General features: G+C 44.4%; 1 protein-coding gene. It reads right to left on the reverse strand.

Annotated features, from left to right (window positions below; genetic code table 11):
* Nucleotides 1-90: 90 nt before the first annotated feature.
* The coding region (locus A7A69_RS09495) for an electron transfer flavoprotein-ubiquinone oxidoreductase (protein WP_152877211.1) at nt 91-1773 on the reverse strand (1683 nt) is incomplete at its 5' end.

Genomic DNA, 1773 nt, shown 5'->3' on the forward strand with positions numbered 1-1773 from the left:
CGGCCCACCGCCTGAAGCAGGGAGAGCAAAGCATGCTTTGCCCTGCTGCAAGTGCAAAAGCTATGCTTTTGCAGCGAAGGTGGCTAAAACTTACATATTTGGATAATTCGGCCCACCGCCACCTTCAGGTGTCACCCAAGTAATATTCTGTGACGGATCTTTAATATCACAAGTCTTACAGTGGACACAGTTAGCTGCATTGATCTGGAAGCGCTTGTTGCCTTCACCTTCATCCACAATCTCATACACACCTGCTGGGCAATAACGCTGTGCAGGTTCATCCCATTTTGGTAAATTCACATTTACAGGAATGGTTGGATCAGTCAATTTCAAATGCGAAGGCTGATTTTCTTCATGTACCGTGTTAGATACAAAGACCGAAGACAAACGATCAAAAGTCAACTTGCCATCTGGTTTTGGATAAGTCGGTTTAAAGGTGGCTTTATCCTGAGTCTTTAATACGCTGTAGTCTGGCTGTAAGTCGTGCAAGGTAAATGGCACTTTAAAGATATTTTGATCCAGAAAGTTAAACGCACCACCAATCCACAAACCAAACTTATGCATCGCAGGGCCAAAGTTACGGCTACGATGTAACTCTTCTTTTAGCCAGCTATTGTCAAACTTTTGGGTATAAGCATTGAGTTCTTTATCAAAGAAATCTTCACCTTCAAGCACACGGGCAATGGCTAAATCACCGCCTTTTTCAACCCCACGTGCAATCGCTTCAAATACCGCTTCACCACACAACATGCCTGATTTCATGGCAGTGTGAGAGCCTTTGATTTTGGCAAAGTTTAAGAAACCAGCATCATCCCCAATCAGACAGCCACCCGGGAAAGTGAGTTTAGGCAAAGAATTTAAACCACCTTTGACTACGGCACGAGCGCCATAGGAAATACGTTTACCGCCTTCTAAATACTGCTTAATCAGAGGATGAGTTTTCCAGCGCTGCATTTCCATGAATGGGAACATATGTGGATTTTCATAAGACAAATCCACGATCATACCCAGAGTCACTTGGTTATTTTCAGCGTGATACAACCACCAACCACCAGAAGAACCTGTTTCAGTCAGTGGCCAACCTGAACCATGCATGACCAGACCTTCTTTATGTTTGGCTGGATCAATTTCCCAAAGTTCCTTAATCCCGATACCATAGTGCTGAGGATCAGCATTTTGATCAAGATTAAACTTGCTGATCAAACGCTTACCTAAATGACCGCGACAGCCTTCAGCAAAAAGGGTGTATTTAGCATGGAGTTCGTAACCTGGCGCAAAGTTATGCGTAGGTTCACCATCTTTACCAATGCCCATATCACCAGTTTGTACGCCTTTGACTGTGCCATCTTGATGATACAGAATTTCAGCAGCAGCAAATCCAGGGAAAATAGAAACTTCTAATTCTTCGGCTTTTTGACCTAACCAACGCACCAAATTGCCCAACGAGATGACATAATTGCCATCGTTATGCATGGTTTTAGGCACCATCCAGTACGGTGCTTCCTGAGATTTTTCATCAGACAGCAAGAAATAGGTTTTGTCCTCAGTGACAGGTACGTTTAAAGGCGCGCCTTCTTCTTTCCAGTTTGGAAAGAGTTCATTAATGGCACGCGGTTCAAGTATGGCACCAGAGAGAATATGAGCTCCCACTTCGGAACCTTTTTCGACGACGCAGACGGACAGATCGGGTAAATTATTTTCAATCGCGAGTTGGCGAATTTTAATCGCAGCCGACAGACCCGCAGGCCCAGCACCAACGATCACTACGTCAAA

The sequence above is a fragment of the Acinetobacter guerrae genome (assembly GCF_009372255.1).
GTDB classification, from domain to species: Bacteria; Pseudomonadota; Gammaproteobacteria; order Pseudomonadales; family Moraxellaceae; genus Acinetobacter; species Acinetobacter guerrae.